This window comes from Rhizobium sp. CB3090 (genome assembly GCF_029714285.1).
In the GTDB taxonomy this organism is placed as follows: Bacteria; Pseudomonadota; Alphaproteobacteria; order Rhizobiales; family Rhizobiaceae; genus Rhizobium.
The window spans coordinates 2,288,427-2,303,055 of record NZ_CP121662.1 but is presented as its reverse complement, the minus strand read 5'-3'; the positions used below and the strand labels follow the sequence as shown (position 1 = coordinate 2,303,055).

Below are 14,629 nucleotides of genomic sequence, written 5' to 3'. Positions count from 1 at the left end.
GAATACGCGAACACATATGATACATTCGTGGCCTTATTTATATTGCGAATTATGAGGCCCTCCGGGCCTGCCATTTTCGGTACTGTGGTGCAGGACGTCTTTGCTGCGTGTGAGACGGTAGAGGTTATGACTATCGCGTGTGTCGTACACACACATGAATAGTAGCTACGCTATGACTAAACGCTTGCTTCCTATATGCTTCCTGCGGAATATGTCTGTTCTATCAAGCTGGTGGTAAGTGGTTGAAATTGTTGGCGCACCCGACAGGATTCGAACCTGTGACCTTTGGAATCGGAATCCAACACTCTATCCAGCTGAGCTACGGGTGCATGCCTTTGGCGATCTGACTCGCCTGTCCGATGAGGTGGTTCTTAGCCTAGACGGCGTTTGGCTTCAATGCGGAAAATGCGGGAAAGCACATATCGGTTTGTTTGAATGAAAAAGGGCCGCAATCGCTGGGGAGCGCGGCCCTGTTCGTTGGCTTGCGATATCGGGCTCAGCTCTTCATCGCGCCGGGGCCGGGGATGGCTTTGGGCGGGACTTTGCCGAGGATGATCATGCCGAGGACTTCGTCCTTGGTGACGTCTTCGGTGCGGGCGTGGCCGACGACCTGGCCGTTCTTCATCACCGAGACGCGGTCGGCGAGGTCGAAGACATCGTGGATGTCGTGGCTGATGAGGAAGATGCCGATGCCGTCCTTCTTCAGCTCCTTGATCAGGTCGCCCACCTGCGCGGTTTCCTGAGGGCCCAGGGCTGCCGTCGGCTCGTCCATGATCAGGATGCGAGCATTGAAGAGGATGGCGCGGGCGATCGCCACCGATTGGCGCTGGCCGCCGGAGAGCGCCTTTACCGGCTCCTTGAAGCGCTTGAAGTTGGGGTTGAGCCGTCCCATCACCTTGCGGGCGGAAGCTTCCATGGCGACGTCGTCCAGCGTGCCCCAGCGGGTCTGCAGCTCGCGGCCGAGATAGAGGTTGGCGGCGGCGTCGACATTGTCGGCGACGGCGAGCGTCTGGTAGATCGTCTCGATGCCGTATTTCTTGGCATCGCGCGGTGTGCGGATATCGGCCGGTTCGCCGTTGATCAGAATTTCGCCGCTGTCGCGCTTGTAGGCGCCGGAGAGAATCTTGATCAGCGTCGACTTGCCGGCGCCGTTATGGCCGAGCAGCGCCACGACTTCGCCGGGGAAGAGGTCGACCGAGGCGTTGTCGACGGCGTGAATGCCGCCGAAGGAGATGGAAATGTTCTTCATTTCCACAAGCGGAGTGGTTTGATCCGTCATGGTTCCGAATTCCTTTTACTTGGCGCGCGAGCGGTAGACGATGTCGAGCCAGACGGCGACCACCAGGACAATGCCCACGACGACGTTCTGAATTGGCGTATCGACATTGGCGAGACCCATGCCCGATTGCAGCGATTGCATGACGAGGGCGCCGATCATGGCGCCGGCGACCGTGCCGCTGCCGCCGGCAAGCGAGGTGCCGCCGATGACCGCCGCGGCGATGGTGAAGAGCTCGTAGGTCGTGCCCTGCGAGTTGACGGCCGAGTTGAGGCGCGCGGTGGAAATGGCGGCCGCGACGGCGGCGAGGAAGCCCATCAGCGCGAAGATCCTCACGATGACCCAGCGGGTCTTGATGCCGGCGAGCTCGGCAGCTTCCGGATTGCCGCCGATGGCGAAGACATAGCGGCCGAAGCGCAGGCGCGTAGAGATGAAGGTCATCACGATGCCGATGAAGACGGCGATGAGCACGGGAACGGCGATGCCGTAGGGAATGTCCAATCCCGTCTCCGGCCAGGCAATATTATGGTCCGTGGCGTAGCGCTTGGCGATGCCGATCGGCCAATAGTAGCTGTTGAAGAGATAGACCGTCCCAAGCACGATCAGCGAGCCGAGGCTGGCCAGGAAATATTCCGCCCAAAGCGGACGGCGCGGAAAGTGAAAGCGCTTTCTTTGCTGGCGCGAGCCGACGATGCCGAGGATGATCAGCAGGCAGGAGATGACACCCACCACCCAGCTCCAGGTGGCGCCGATCGAACCGGTGGCGCCGCCGCCGCCCATGATGACAAAGGTGGAGTCCATCGGCGCCACGGTCTGGCCGCTGGTGACATACCAGGCAAGGCCGCGCCAGACGAGAAGCCCGCCGAGGGTGACGATGAAGGAGGGGACATTCATGAAGGCGGTGATCGCGCCCTGGAAGGCGCCGATGGCCGTGCCGATCACCAGGCCGCAGATCAGCGTGATGACCCAGGTCCAGGAGCTGTCGAAGCCGAGATATTGCGGCAGCCATTTGGCCTGGATGACGCCCATGATCATGGCGACGAAGCCGAGCAGCGAGCCGACTGAGAGATCGATGTTGCGGGTAACGATGACCAGCACCATGCCGGTGGCCAGCACCGCGATTTCGCAGGTCTGCACCGAAAGGTTCCAAAGGTTTCTGGCGGTGAGGAATTCCCGGCCGTCGAATATCCGGAGATAAAGATCGAAGCCGATCCAGATGATCAGCAGCGCTCCGATCATGCCGAGCAGGCGGGTATCGATTTCGGTGGCACGCAGGAAGCGGGTGATTGCACCGGCTTCTGCATTGCGGGGACCGCTCGATGTGGTGGACTGTGTCATGTCGGCCATCGCTTTGCCGTTCTCCCACTGTTGGGCGCGGCCTGCGATGCATCTGCGCTATCGCTGGCAATATCGCGCCGATCTCAAAAAATGCGTCATCGCCTGTGTGGCCGGTCTTCGTTCCGGTCCCGATGACCGCCATCCGGCTGATCAATGGGATATGCGATGGCGCAGGACGATGCGGGAAGCTCCGTCTCCGACTGCAAGGGAGAGTTGTCCGCTCCTGATCCGCATTCGACGCCGCAACGGAGTGCCGCTGCGGCGTCGCTATTATGCTCGGGTCAACCGTTCAAGGACAGCTTATTTGCAGGCTGCAACGCTGCCGGCCTTGACGCCCTGGCAAGCTTCAGCCTTGGTGATCCAGCCGGCGTCGATGACGACGTTGAGGTTATCCTTGGTGATCGGGATCGGGGTCAGGAAGACCGACTTCATCGGAACGTGCTTCGGGCCGCCGTTGAAGGTCTGAACGCCGGAGATCTGATCCATCGTCTTGCCATTGGCGAGGTCGACGGCGATCTCAGCGGCGCGCTTGCCGAGTTCGCGCGAGTCCTTCCAGACGGAAACCGTCTGCGTGCCGAGTGCGATGCGGTTCAGAGCCGCCTTGTCGGCGTCCTGGCCGGAAACCGGAACGGAACCGGCGAGGCCCTGGGCGTCGAGAGCGGCAACGGCGCCGCCGGCGGTGCCGTCGTTGGAGGCGACGACCGCGTCAACCTTGTTGTTGTTGGCGGTCAGGAACTGCTCCATGTTGCGCTGTGCGTTCTGCGGCAGCCAGCCGTCCGTGTAGGCTTCACCGACGTTCTTGATCTTGCCGGCGTCGATGGCGGGCTTCAGCACTTCCATCTGGCCGGAGAACAGGAAGTCGGCGTTCGGGTCGGACGACGAGCCCTTGATGAAGACGTAGTTGCCTTCAGGCTTCGCCTTCAGAATTTCGCGAGCCTGCATGCGGCCCACTTCCTTGTTGTCGAAGGTGATGTAGAAGGCAGCCGGATTTTCGATCAGGCGGTCATAGCCGACAACGGGAATGCCTTCGTCGGCAGCCTTTTCAACGGCCGGGCCGATGGCGTCGGAGTCCTGAGCGAGAATGATGAGGGCATTGGCGCCCTGAGAAATCAGGGATTCGACGTCGGTCAACTGCTTGGAAGCGGAAGACTGGGCGTCAGCGGAAATGTACTTGGCGCCAACTGCGGCGAGTGCCTTCTTGATGGCAGCTTCGTCGGTCTTCCAACGCTCTTCCTGGAAGTTCGACCAGGAAACGCCGACGACGAGATCCTTCGCGAAGGCCGCTGTCTGCATGGTCAAAACGATGGCCGCGCCCGCAGCCAGCTTAATAAAAGCTCTCATATTATCCTCCCGAGTGATTGCGACCGCACGTGCCCTGTGCTCCCGCCGGCCGCCGCGATAACGCTGACGAGAAAGGTTCGGATTTTTTTCTCGACAGTCGAGAAATTTAGTGTCAGAGATTTTTTCAACTGTCAACACCCGCATCTCCAGGTTTAATCGGACGCTGAACAAGAGCCGGCCGGAGTGCGGACAGGAGGGTGGAATGACCGGGAGGCTTGATAATGCTGGCCAAATCGAGCACCGAATTGGTCCGCCAGAAAAACAGTGTTCTGGTGTTGACGGCGCTGCGCCGCCACGGTCCGCTCGCCCATACGGAACTCTCTGATTTCACCAGGCTTTCGTCGGCGACGATATCGGTCATCACCACCGATCTGGAGCGGGCGCAGATTATCGAAAAGGCGGAGCAGCAGGCCGCCAGCGGCCGCGGCCGGCCGCGCGTGCTGTTTTCACAGCGGCGCGATTGCGGTTATCTCATCGTCGTCATCATTTCGTCAGATGCGGTGCAATATTGGCTTGTGGATTATGCGGGCCGGCTGATCGACCGCTTCACCGAGGAGAGGCAGCAGAACGTCTCGGGTGTCGGCTCTTTCATCACGGGGCTGCGCGATGCCCTGAACCGGATCGTCGCCCGCTCGCGATTGCAGCGGGACAAGGTCCTGATGATTTCGATCAGCAGCAAGGGCCTTGTCGAGAGTTCGGAGCCGGTGCTGCGCTGGTCGCCGATTTTCGGGCGCGAGCAGATCGATTTTGCAGCGGTGCTTCGCGACGAATGGTCGGCGAAAGTCGTCCTCGGCAACGAGACGCTGCTCGTTGCCGCTGCCGTCGGCCGCGAGGAGGAGAATAAGAAGGGCCGCGATTTCCGGGCGCTTGCCGCGCTCTCGCTCGGCCATAGCATTGGTCTCGGCATCGTGCGCCGCGGCGAAGAGGGGAAGCACGAGATATCGGCGCCGAATTTCGGCCATATGCTGCATATGTCGGGCGGCGGGCTTTGCCGTTGCGGCTCGCGCGGCTGCATCGAGGCCTATGCCGGTTTCTACGCCATCCTGCGCGCTGCCTTCGACGTGCCGCTGGATACCATCCCCGCGAAATTCGTGCCGATCGCAGAACTCGACAAGATCGCCGCCAGCGCCCGGCAAGGCAGCCGCCGCAACATCCTCGCCTTCCGCCAGGCGGGGCTGGCGCTCGGCATCGGCCTGTCGCGCGTGCTCAGCCTGCACGAAAGCATGCCGATCGCGATCACCGGCCCGGGCACGCGCTATTACGACCTGTTGTTGGAGGGGATTTCCGAGGGGCTGGCGGAATCGCATGTCGTGCGCATGGAGGGCATGCCGGAGCTGCGGGTGATGGCGGACGAACCGACGCTGGTGTTCGACGGGCATCTCAACCGCGCGCTGGCGATGATGGATGAGGACATCGTCAGATCGGGTGTTGTCGCGGAGTTGAATAGCCAGACCGGTTGAGGAGGGGATTATGAAACGAATGGCACTCTTGTGCCTCTGTCTTGCCGCGACGGGATTGCCCGCTATCGCGGCCGAGCCTTGGGAGGAGAAGACCGCGGCGCTGGGCCAGGCCGGCGCTGAGGTTTCCGGCCATCAGACGGTCGAACAGCTCAAGACTCTCATCAAGATCGGCGAGGCGCTGTTTACGGCACGCTTCACGGTGGAGGACGGGGCAGGGCGCCCCGGTGCCACGCAGGCGATCGTGCCGACCAAGCGCAAGCATCCGGTGATGAACGAATTCAGCCGGACGGCCGGTGTCGACGCCAATGCCTGTTCCTCCTGCCACAATATGCCCTTTCCGGGTGGCGCCGGCGACTTCACTACCAATGTCTTCGTGTCCGAAGGTTTCGAAAGCGCCGATTTCGACACGACCGATCCGCAATTCTCCAATGAGCGCGGCACCAACAGCCTGTTCGGCGATGGTCTGATCGAGCTTCTGGCGCGCGAGATGACGGTCGATCTGCAGCGCCAGCGCGCCGAGGCGATCTCGCTTGCGGCGAAAACCGGCCAGCCCCAGCGCATTGCGCTCGAGACCAAGGGCGTCAAATTCGGCTGGCTGACCGCGCAGCCCAATGGCCTTGTCGATATGCAGGAGCTCGACGGCGTCGATATGGATCTTGTGATCCGGCCGTTCAGCCAGAAGGGAGTGATGACCTCGCTTCGGCAATTCACCGTCAATGCCTTAAATCAGCATCATGGCATGGAACCGGTGGAGCGCTTCGGCGGCCGCTGGACGGGGACCAGGGATTTCGATGGCGATGGACATGCCGACGAGATCAACGACGGCGACGTTTCGGCGATGGTGGCCTGGCAGGCAACCTTGCCGGCGCCGGTGCAGAAGGTGCCGGACAATGCCCAATGGCGCGATATGGCGGCAGCCGGCGAAAAGCTGTTCGACGGCATGGGTTGCACGGCCTGCCACAGAACGAGCCTGCCGCTCGACAGTCTTTCCTTTTCCGACCCGGGGCCGAACGACATGTCGGGTACGCTCAGCACGACGCAGGTGAAAGACCCGGCCGTCTACGATTTGTCACAGCTCGACTGGACCAAGAAGCTGAAGCGCAATGACAAGGGGCAGGTGCTGGTGCCGCTGTTCGGCGATCTCAAGCGTCATACGATGACCGACAATACGGTCGACCAGCTCGGCAACGAGCTTCTGGCGCAACGTTTCGTCGATCGCAATATCTTCATGACGGCGGATCTTCATGACGGCGGAGCTTTGGGGCGTGGCTTCGACGCCGCCCTATGGCCATCGCAACGACATCACGACGCTCGACGGCGTCATTCGTGCCCATGGCGGCGACGGCCGCACTGCCCGCGATGCCTATGTCGGCGCGTCCGATGACGATCGCGCCCGTATCGTCGCTTTCCTCAAGACTCTGGTCATCGAACAGGCAGGCGTAGACAAATGAAGAAGATTGCAGCCCTCCTCGCCGTCGCCAGCTTGATTTTCTTCTCGTTCGCGCCCGGCAGTTTCGCCGAGGACACGACAGCACCCGCACCTTTCCTGATGGATGTCCCGCATTTCCAGGAAGAGGCGGTCGCCGCCGGCGTAGATCATCAATATACCGGCGGTTGGGAATATTTCGTCGGCGGCGGCGTCGCCAGCTTCGATTGCAACGGCGACCGCAAGCCTGACCTCATGATGGCCGGCGGCACCAGCCCCTTGGCGCTTTATGTCAATGAAAGCGAGACGGGCGGTGCTCTGAAATTCAAAGAGAAGCCGGTCAATCTTTCCGACAAGGATCTCCGCTCCGTCCTCGGCGTCTATCCGATCGATATCGATAATGACGGCTATACAGACGTCGTGCTGTTGCGGCTCGGTGAGAATATTATCCTGAAGGGTGGGCCGGACTGTACCTTCGAAAAAGCCAATCGCACCTTCGTCTTCGATGGCGGCAAGGACTGGACGGTCGCCTTTGCGGCCACCTGGGAAGCCGGCAATAAATATCCGACGCTCGCTTTCGGCAATTATGTCGACCGCTATGCGCCGGGAACGCCCTTCGGCACCTGCAGCGACAATGTTTTCGATCGTCCTATCGGCAATGACAAGGTCGACTACTCCAATCCGTTGCCGCTGAAGCCGAGCTATTGCACGCTGTCGATGCTGTTCACCGATTGGAACCATTCGGGCCAGGATTCGCTGCGGGTGGCCAATGACCGGCAATATTATCGGGGGGGACAGGAGCAGCTCTGGGATATCTCTCCCGGCAGGCCGCCGCGGCAATATACGCCAAGCGACGGCTGGGCATCGCTGAAGATCTGGGGCATGGGCATTGCCGAAGCCGACCCCAAGGCGAATGGCCGGCCGGAATATTTCATCACCTCGATGGGCGACAACAAGCTTCAGGAGCTCGACGACGAGGCGGCCGACGAAAACAGCCCAACCTATCGCGACACGGCCTATGAGAAGGGCGTTGCCGCCTATCGCCCCTATACCGGCAAGGACCATCGGCCATCGACGGCCTGGCATGCGCAGTTCTCCGACATCAACAACGACACGAACATGGATCTCTTCGTGACCAAGGGCAATGTCGAGGCCATGCCGGATTTTGCCAGCAGCGATCCTGACAACCTTCTGCTTGGGGGCTTCGATGGCAAGTTCACCGAGAAGGGAGACGAGGCCGGCATTGCGCTCCCCGGCAAGGGGCGCGGCGCCGTGGTCGAGGATTTCAACAATGACGGCATGCTCGACATTCTCGTGGTCAACCGCATGCAGCGCGCCTTCCTGTTCCGCAATCTCGGCGCAAAGACCGATTGGGGCTATCGCCCTCTCGGCAATTGGACCGAAATCGAGCTGGACAACGGCCCGATCAACCATATGGGCATCGGCGCCACCATCAATGTTCGGGCGGGCACCCAGACGCAGGTACAGCGCGTGCAGGTCGGCGGCGGCCACGCGTCAGGCCATGTCGGCTTCACGCATTTCGGCCTTGGAACCAATGAACGTGCCGTGGTGCGCGTGCAGTGGCCAGACGGGGAGTGGAGCCAGCCCTATCGCATCTTCGCCAACCAGCACGTCGTCATCAAGCGGGGCACGACCTCCGCCAAATACTGGTTCGCGCCGCCGACAAAGGCGAATCAGGTTGCCGCGCAACCGGCTATCGTGACGCCGGCACCCGCTGGGCAACAGACGGGCAATCAACCTGTGATAAAGTAGGAAATGAAGGAGAAGGCCGGGCAACCGGCCTTCAACCAAATACGCAGCCTCATGCATAAGGGGCGTCGGCGCCGCTATTGAAATCAATAGGCTGAGCCCAAAAACTGGTCTTCCGCGCGAACGTGCAGAATGCGGTCAATCAATCCCCATTCCAGAGCTTCTTCTGCCGTCATGAAGTGGTCGCGGTCCATGGCGCGTTCGAATTCATCATAGGAACGGCCGCAATGCTCGGCATAGAGCCGCGTCATGCGGTGCTTGGTGCGCTTGATTTCCTCAGCGTGGATCAGCATGTCGGAGGCTTGGCCCTGGAAGCCACCCAGAGGCTGGTGAATCAGGATGCTGGCATTGGGCAAAGCGGCGCGCTGGCCCGGTTCGCCTGCCATCAGCAGGAATGACCCCATCGAGCGGGCAGTCCCCATGCAGAGGGTGTGCACCGGCGCGCGGATGTAGCGCATGGTGTCGTACATGGCGAAGCCGCTGGTTACGACCCCTCCCGGCGAATTGACATAGAGGCTGATCGGCTTTTTCGGGTTTTCCGCCTCGAGAAACAGCATTTGCGCGCAGACAAGCGCCGAGACGGCATCGTTCACCTCACCATTCAGGAAGATGATCCTCTCGCGCAGCAGACGGGAATAGATGTCGAAAGACCGCTCTCCTCTGCTGGATTGTTCTACGACCATAGGGACGAGTTGCATCGCTTCGCGCATCGGCGAACTCCAATGTGATTGAAATTGTTCACAGATCTTACGTGTCAGGCGGCGCGCATGACGGAGAAGCCGTTATCGTTCGCCGCAGCTTTTGCAGTCCTTCGAAGCCTCGCATCATCAAGCTCGTGGATGATGCGCAGGCTCGTGCCGCCGCTTGCGTTCGGGGTTATCTTGAACGTCACTGTGCTTTCGAGGAATGGTGGCTCATCATCCCGCAGCCTGTAGCGAACCTCTTCGCCCGGTGTGACGGAAATCGCGTCGCGATCGGCCAAGGCTTTGCTGGGTAACCAGTTTTCCCGCAATTCAGGGGTGCTGACTGCGCGCCAGACCTTTTGCGGCGGCTCGTTGAGGTCGTATTCGAGTTCGATATTGCTTTTCCGTGCGGGAATATCCAGTTCGTTCATTGGTCCATATCCTTCAGCAAGACCTTGAGAGCTTCGATGCGGGCAGGCCAGTAGGCGCGGTATTTCGCCAGCCACTGAGCGATGAGGGCGAGCCCCTCCGGATCGACTTCGTAATTCACGAAACGCCCCTGCCGTTCCTCTCTGATCAGCCCGGCGCTCCGCAGGACAGCAAGGTGCTGGGACATCGCCGGCTGGCTGATTTCCATGCCTTCGCGCAGGCCGCTAGCGTTCATGCCGCCCGCAGCCAGCTTTTCAAAGATGGCGCGGCGGGTAGGGTCCGCCAAAGCTCGGAATATCTCGTTCTCTATCATAGCAACAGATAAGCACGGACTTATGTGATTCGCAAGCGCTTTCCGCGACAGCTCGGTCAATTGAGTCTCGGATTGACGGCGGCACACCCTCTAGTGCTTGCCAAAAGTCACGATCATGCGCTGCGACGGAGCAGCCAAAGAAAAAGCCCGCCGCGAAGTAAATCGCGACGGATTTGTTAGATGAGCAATATCCTTTTGCGGGTACGGCGACGGCTTAGTCGACCTTAACCAGCTTCCCGTCCTTGACGGATTGAACCGCAGCGTCCGCAAGCTTGAGTGCGGCGAGGCCGTCGGCGCCGGATGGCGTGATCGCCGAGCCCTTTTCGACCGCGGCGATGAAGCTTGCGATCTCGTTGGCGTAGGCCTCGGTGTAGCGGGTCATGAAGAAGTCGTGCAGAGGCGGGCGGGTATAGCCGTCGCCATTGGCAATTTCGATGGAGAAGGGGCGCTGGTTTTCGGCTGCGACCATGCCCTTCGAACCATGGATTTCGATGCGCTGATCGTAGCCGTAGGTGGCGCGGCGCGAGTTGGAGATGATCGCCTGCTTGCCGGACGCGGTCTGCAGGATGACGGAGACGCTGTCGTAATCGCCGGCCTCGCCGATCGCCTTGTCGACGAGGACTGCGGCAGTGGCGGTGACAGCGACCGGCTCTTCGCCGAGCAGGAAGCGGGCCATGTCGAAATCATGGATGGTCATGTCGCGGAAAATGCCGCCGGAACGCTTGATATAGTCGACCGGCGGGGCACCGGGATCGCGCGAGGTGATCGTCACCATCTCGACCGTGCCGATGCGACCGTCGTCGATGGCCTTCTTGACCGCCATGAAATGCGGATCGAAGCGACGGTTGAAGCCGACCATCAGCTTGCCCTTCGCCTCGTTGACCACCTTGATGCAAGCCCTGACGCGGTCAACATCGAGGTCGATCGGCTTTTCGCAGAAAATTGCCTTGCCGGCCCGGGCAAAGCGCTCGATAAGATCGGCGTGCGTGTCGGTCGGCGTGCAGATCACGACGGCGTCGATGTCCTTGGCGGCTTCGATCGCTTCGATGGTGCGGACTTCGCAGCCGTAGGCGGAGGAAATCGCTTCGGCGGCGGCCGGAAAGGCATCCGCCACTGCGACGAGTTTAGCGTTGGCATCGCCGCTCACGGCCTTTGCGTGCACTTTACCGATGCGCCCGGCGCCGAGCAGACCAAATCTGACAGTCATCTTCACCTCCCTAATTCGGAACAAATAAACCGAATAATGATCCGTATGGAATTTTCATTCCATTTTCCGATGGCGACGTCAAGCCGCCAGCATTTCACAATTCCGAAATTCATGTCGGGAGAATGGCTTTTCCTCAAATCGCCGCCCTGCGCCCGATTTGATCGGCACAATCTCCTTCAAAACCGTTTCGCACTTTTCCGGATCATGCGCTAAAGACAAGTTCTCTCCAACAGGCGAACGAGGCCCATGCAACTGATCGATCCCAACCATCCTGTCTACAAGCCGCTTTGGGTGCGGGTTCTGATCGTTGCCGTCTGCTTAGGCTGGGCGATCGTCGAGGCTCTGGGGCCGCAGCCTTTCTGGGCCGTCCTCGCAGGCGCCCTTGGCGTTTACGCCGCGTGGATGCTGCTCTTCAGCTTCAATCCGCAGCCGCCCAAGTCCCACCCCGAAAGTGCTGTTGCGAGCGACGAGGGGGAAGACGAGGAGCCGACGGACGAAAAGAAATAGCTATCGCGCGAGACGCCGTATCGCCTCGTCGATCAATTGATTGGCGATCATCATGCGCATCGTCGCCTGCTCGCGAAAGGGCGGAGCGACGCTGTCCGGATGATTGGCCTTGGCGAAGGCGCGGCGTTTTTCGTGAAGAGACTGAAGGGTGGTCTGCGAAGAGATTTCCAGTTCGGTAGCTACCTCTTCCCGCGAGGTTCGCGCGAGATAGTCCGGCATCACCGGCGGCTCCGGCTCCTTCGGTTCAGGTTCCGGCGGCATTGGTTCGGGGGAAGGGATGTCATTGCCGAGATTGTCGACATAGGCATCATCCGGACGGGACGCCGCCGCCGGCTCGCCTCCGAAAACGGTTGCGGCAAAGCTCACATTGAGACCGCGGATGCGATGCGCCGTCTCATTCTTTTCAGACTTTTCTTCCTCCGCATCGAGACGATCGAGGACGGATTGAAACAGCGATTGCCCGAACAACATGCCTGCCTCCAGAAGAGTTCTAGATAGACGTGCAAGTTGGCGTGGAGCTTATGGCTGCAAACCGATCGTCGGATCAGGGTTTCTGCTTTCCTGCAGGATCATGTCGTGCAGCAGCAGGGCGCTTGGCGGCATGGCGCGCTCGCGGGCTGTAATCAGGCTGTAGGGCTTCACGTCGATATCGAAATCGATGGGCAGGATGCAGGATTCGCCGGCTTTTGATGTCTGCCCGCATATGAATTGCGCCATATCGAGCGCGATCGGGGTAATGGCATCCGTCCTGCAAACGATAGCAAGCGTCAGAAGCAGCGAAGAGGTGTTGATAATGTTTTCCGGCAGGGGGACGCCGGCCCTGATGAAGATGTCTTCCACCTTGCGTCGCAACAATGTGCCCGGTGGCTGGAAGACCCAGTCATAACCCGGCAGGTCCTGAAGGCTGGCAACGCCCTTCTCCAGCAGCGGATGGCCGTTGCGGACCACGAGGCAGGCCTTTTCTACGCCGATCTCATGGGCGTTGAACAGGCGCGGATCGAGCTCATCTGGAATGCGGCTGATGATGAAGTCGTGGCGGGCGGCGAGCAGTTCACGCGCGAGCACGTTGCTGGTCTCGACTTCTATATTGATCTCGATGCCGGGGTAGGCGCGCGTCACGCGCTGAATCGCCGGAACGACGAGGCTGATCGCAGGCGCGGTGACGGCGCCGAGAAAGACCGAGCCGCCCTTGCCGGTTCTGAGCTCTCCGATCTCGCGACTCACCTCACGCAGTTCGAGCAGGATCTTGCGCGCCCGCTTGGCGAGCGCCAAGCCGAAAGGTGTGAGCACGACGCCGCGTGCGACACGTTCGTACAGCGGACTTTTGACGATCGACTCCATTTCTGACAGCATGCGCGAAGCCGCAGGTTGTGAGATGTTCATCGACTCAGCGGCGGCCGAAATCTGCCCATGGTCCTCGATTGTGACGATCATGCGCAGGTGATTGAGCTTCAAACCGGCCTTGAGCAATGTGTCGTCGCGAAAACTGTCCGAATGAATCTCGATGCTTTCACTCGGATAATCGCTATATATTTTCTCCATCATGGCCAAATTTCCCATTCATCGGCAAAAAAGTACTATTTTTTAACATTATACCAAACTGGATATATGTTGTGCCAGTTATTCTATTTGACAGTTATACGAAATCGTACGAGTTTGCCGGTCGTGCGCTGGGTGCAGCTCATGCACGTGAGAGCGTGGAGGAGACCTACTTCGTTTCTCACAATTAGAAGTAACCATTCCTTCTACGGAACCTGCCGCAGTTTCGGGCGGGCGTTTTTTCGTCCGCCGCATTATTAACAAGGGAGAGAGTAATGAAATCCATTATCTCATTGATGGCGGCCGCTGCCTTCAGCGTCGCTACTCTGGTGGCGCCTGCCTTCGCGGCAGACAAGGGCACCGTCGGTATTGCCATGCCGACCAAGGCTTCGGCTCGCTGGATCGACGACGGCAACAACATCGTCAAGCAGCTTCAGGCCGCCGGTTACGGCACCGACCTGCAGTACGGCGATGACGACATTCCGAACCAGCTCTCGCAGATCGAGAACATGGTCACCAAGGGCGTCAAGGTTCTCGTAATCGCCGCTATCGACGGCACGACCCTGTCCGACGTTCTGCAGAAGGCCCATGACGCCGGCATCAAGGTCATCGCTTATGACCGCCTGATCCGTGACAGCGGTAACGTCGACTACTACGCTACCTTCGACAACTTCAAGGTCGGCGTTCTCCAGGCTAACTCGATCGTCGACGGCCTCGGCCTCAAGGACGGCAAGGGCCCGTTCAACATCGAGCTCTTCGGCGGTTCGCCGGACGACAACAACGCCTTCTTCTTCTATGACGGCGCAATGTCCGTCCTGAAGCCGTACATCGACAGCGGCAAGCTGGTCGTCAAGTCCGGTCAGATGGGCATGGACAAGGTCGGTACCCTGCGTTGGGACCCGGCAACGGCTCAGGCTCGTATGGACAACCTGCTCTCGGCTAACTACACCGACGCACACGTCAACGCTGTTCTGTCTCCGTATGACGGTCTCTCCATCGGCATCATCTCCTCGCTCAAGGGCGTAGGCTATGGCACCGCCGACCTGCCGCTGCCGATCGTTACCGGTCAGGACTCCGAAATTCCGTCGGTCAAGTCCATCATTGCCGGCCAGCAGCACTCCACGATCTTCAAGGATACCCGTGATCTCGCAAAGGTCACCGTCAACATGGTCAACGCTCTGATGGAAGGCAAGACGCCTGAAGTCAACGACACGAAGACCTACGACAATGGTGTCAAGGTCGTTCCGTCCTACCTGCTGACCCCGGTCGCAGTCGACAAGACCAACTACGAGAAGGTTCTCGTCGAAAGCGGCTATTACAAGGCTGATCAGCTGAAGTAA

The 14,629-nt window shown here is 60.0% G+C and carries 14 protein-coding genes and 1 tRNA gene; 5 read left to right on the top strand and 10 right to left on the bottom strand.

Features of this window, described 5'->3' with window-relative positions:
• Positions 1-252: 252 nt before the first annotated feature.
• The 4 genes from QA646_RS11170 to xylF form a co-directional block, all read right to left on the bottom strand.
• Positions 253-329: transfer RNA gene (locus QA646_RS11170), tRNA-Arg, on the bottom strand.
• Positions 330-496: 167 nt separating this feature from the next.
• Positions 497-1,279 carry an ATP-binding cassette domain-containing protein gene (locus tag QA646_RS11165; RefSeq protein WP_120704920.1) on the bottom strand — a complete coding sequence of 261 codons (783 nt, stop codon included), beginning with the start codon at positions 1,277-1,279 and terminating at the stop codon, positions 497-499.
• Between the two features lie 15 nt (positions 1,280-1,294).
• Positions 1,295-2,623 carry a sugar ABC transporter permease gene (locus QA646_RS11160; RefSeq protein WP_283055527.1) on the bottom strand — a complete coding sequence of 443 codons (1,329 nt, stop codon included), beginning with the start codon at positions 2,621-2,623 and terminating at the stop codon, positions 1,295-1,297.
• Between the two features lie 291 nt (positions 2,624-2,914).
• Complete coding sequence (xylF, locus tag QA646_RS11155) at positions 2,915-3,955, bottom strand: D-xylose ABC transporter substrate-binding protein (protein WP_283055526.1); 1,041 nt, start codon at positions 3,953-3,955, stop codon at positions 2,915-2,917.
• Between the two features lie 221 nt (positions 3,956-4,176).
• Between xylF and QA646_RS11150 the strand changes: the two genes are divergently transcribed.
• The 3 genes from QA646_RS11150 (at position 4,177) to QA646_RS11140 (ending at position 8,614) form a co-directional block, all read left to right on the top strand.
• Positions 4,177-5,415 carry an ROK family transcriptional regulator gene (locus QA646_RS11150; protein ID WP_283055525.1) on the top strand — a complete coding sequence of 413 codons (1,239 nt, stop codon included), beginning with the start codon at positions 4,177-4,179 and terminating at the stop codon, positions 5,413-5,415.
• A 10-nt stretch (positions 5,416-5,425) separates the two neighbouring features.
• The gene (locus QA646_RS11145) at positions 5,426-6,799 is read left to right on the top strand and encodes a hypothetical protein (RefSeq protein ID WP_283055524.1); all 1,374 of its coding nucleotides are present in this window, start codon (positions 5,426-5,428) and stop codon (positions 6,797-6,799) included.
• A gap of 63 nt (positions 6,800-6,862) precedes the next feature.
• Complete coding sequence (locus tag QA646_RS11140) at positions 6,863-8,614, top strand: CRTAC1 family protein (RefSeq protein WP_283055523.1); 1,752 nt, start codon at positions 6,863-6,865, stop codon at positions 8,612-8,614.
• An 83-nt stretch (positions 8,615-8,697) separates the two neighbouring features.
• Here QA646_RS11140 and QA646_RS11135 read toward each other — a convergent pair whose 3' ends face one another.
• The 4 genes from QA646_RS11135 to iolG form a co-directional block, all read right to left on the bottom strand.
• The gene (locus QA646_RS11135) at positions 8,698-9,321 is read right to left on the bottom strand and encodes an ATP-dependent Clp protease proteolytic subunit (protein ID WP_283055522.1); all 624 of its coding nucleotides are present in this window, start codon (positions 9,319-9,321) and stop codon (positions 8,698-8,700) included.
• A gap of 44 nt (positions 9,322-9,365) precedes the next feature.
• Complete coding sequence (locus tag QA646_RS11130) at positions 9,366-9,725, bottom strand: SRPBCC domain-containing protein (protein WP_283055521.1); 360 nt, start codon at positions 9,723-9,725, stop codon at positions 9,366-9,368.
• Positions 9,722-10,036 (bottom strand): metalloregulator ArsR/SmtB family transcription factor, encoded by a 315-nt coding sequence (locus tag QA646_RS11125; protein ID WP_283058843.1) that lies wholly within the window; start codon positions 10,034-10,036, stop codon positions 9,722-9,724. Before QA646_RS11125 ends, QA646_RS11130 begins: the two co-directional genes overlap by 4 nt.
• 214 nt (positions 10,037-10,250) lie before the next feature.
• Positions 10,251-11,243, bottom strand: coding sequence for an inositol 2-dehydrogenase (gene iolG / locus QA646_RS11120; RefSeq protein WP_283055520.1), 993 nt, complete (start codon positions 11,241-11,243; stop codon positions 10,251-10,253).
• A gap of 246 nt (positions 11,244-11,489) precedes the next feature.
• On the opposite strand from iolG, the gene QA646_RS11115 reads away from it, so the two are divergent.
• A complete protein-coding gene (locus QA646_RS11115) occupies positions 11,490-11,750 on the top strand; it encodes a hypothetical protein (protein WP_283055519.1) in 261 nt (86 codons plus the stop codon).
• Here QA646_RS11115 and QA646_RS11110 read toward each other — a convergent pair whose 3' ends face one another.
• Both QA646_RS11110 and QA646_RS11105 read right to left on the bottom strand, forming a co-directional pair.
• Positions 11,751-12,221 (bottom strand): hypothetical protein, encoded by a 471-nt coding sequence (locus tag QA646_RS11110; protein ID WP_283055518.1) that lies wholly within the window; start codon positions 12,219-12,221, stop codon positions 11,751-11,753. It abuts the gene before it with no gap.
• Positions 12,222-12,269: 48 nt separating this feature from the next.
• Entirely contained in the window at positions 12,270-13,292 is a 1,023-nt protein-coding gene (locus QA646_RS11105) for a LysR family transcriptional regulator (RefSeq protein WP_283058842.1), read from the bottom strand.
• Between the two features lie 272 nt (positions 13,293-13,564).
• On the opposite strand from QA646_RS11105, the gene chvE reads away from it, so the two are divergent.
• On the top strand, positions 13,565-14,629 hold the full coding sequence (chvE, locus tag QA646_RS11100) for a multiple monosaccharide ABC transporter substrate-binding protein (RefSeq protein ID WP_283055517.1): 1,065 nt from the start codon (positions 13,565-13,567) through the stop codon (positions 14,627-14,629).

Bases quoted from the DNA above. Each gene is read 5' to 3' on its own strand.
- chvE (WP_283055517.1), top strand. From the start codon at position 13,565: ATGAAATCCATTATCTCATTGATGGCGGCCGCTGCCTTCAGCGTCGCT.
- QA646_RS11135 (WP_283055522.1), bottom strand. From the start codon at position 9,321: ATGCGCGAAGCGATGCAACTCGTCCCTATGGTCGTAGAACAATCCAGC.
- iolG (WP_283055520.1), bottom strand. From the start codon at position 11,243: ATGACTGTCAGATTTGGTCTGCTCGGCGCCGGGCGCATCGGTAAAGTG.
- QA646_RS11140 (WP_283055523.1), top strand. From the start codon at position 6,863: ATGAAGAAGATTGCAGCCCTCCTCGCCGTCGCCAGCTTGATTTTCTTC.
- QA646_RS11145 (WP_283055524.1), top strand. From the start codon at position 5,426: ATGAAACGAATGGCACTCTTGTGCCTCTGTCTTGCCGCGACGGGATTG.
- QA646_RS11160 (WP_283055527.1), bottom strand. From the start codon at position 2,623: ATGGCCGACATGACACAGTCCACCACATCGAGCGGTCCCCGCAATGCA.
- xylF (WP_283055526.1), bottom strand. From the start codon at position 3,955: ATGAGAGCTTTTATTAAGCTGGCTGCGGGCGCGGCCATCGTTTTGACC.
- QA646_RS11165 (WP_120704920.1), bottom strand. From the start codon at position 1,279: ATGACGGATCAAACCACTCCGCTTGTGGAAATGAAGAACATTTCCATC.
- QA646_RS11150 (WP_283055525.1), top strand. From the start codon at position 4,177: ATGCTGGCCAAATCGAGCACCGAATTGGTCCGCCAGAAAAACAGTGTT.
- QA646_RS11125 (WP_283058843.1), bottom strand. From the start codon at position 10,036: ATGATAGAGAACGAGATATTCCGAGCTTTGGCGGACCCTACCCGCCGC.
- QA646_RS11105 (WP_283058842.1), bottom strand. From the start codon at position 13,292: ATGGAGAAAATATATAGCGATTATCCGAGTGAAAGCATCGAGATTCAT.
- QA646_RS11110 (WP_283055518.1), bottom strand. From the start codon at position 12,221: ATGTTGTTCGGGCAATCGCTGTTTCAATCCGTCCTCGATCGTCTCGAT.
- QA646_RS11130 (WP_283055521.1), bottom strand. From the start codon at position 9,725: ATGAACGAACTGGATATTCCCGCACGGAAAAGCAATATCGAACTCGAA.
- QA646_RS11115 (WP_283055519.1), top strand. From the start codon at position 11,490: ATGCAACTGATCGATCCCAACCATCCTGTCTACAAGCCGCTTTGGGTG.